Origin of the sequence: Streptomyces fildesensis (assembly GCF_016107395.1) — a bacterium.
In the GTDB taxonomy this organism is placed as follows: domain Bacteria; phylum Actinomycetota; class Actinomycetes; order Streptomycetales; family Streptomycetaceae; genus Actinacidiphila; species Actinacidiphila fildesensis.
The window spans coordinates 1-206 of the sequence record NZ_JAAIKO010000473.1 but is presented as its reverse complement, the minus strand read 5'-3'; the positions used below and the strand labels follow the sequence as shown (position 1 = coordinate 206).

Below are 206 nucleotides of genomic sequence, written 5' to 3'. Positions count from 1 at the left end.
AGCTGCGGCACTTCTGACGGCAAATCTCGTCGTCGGCTTCCAAATCTAACAAGTCGATCGTCGGGACTTGAGGCCCACTTGCGTTCTTCTCGTCCTGGAAGACGTCTCCAACGCTCAGGAGCTCCTCGCTCAGCCGAATGTACTCTTTTGGGATCGATTGAACTCCACTGCTTGATAGAATCTCCACTCTGGAAGCGATGGCAGCC

General features: G+C 54.4%; 1 protein-coding gene. It reads right to left on the bottom strand.

The features are described 5' to 3' along the window. Positions 1 to 206, bottom strand: a 206-nt coding sequence (locus C6N31_RS45055) for a hypothetical protein (RefSeq protein WP_232486410.1), incomplete at both ends; no start/stop codon positions are given.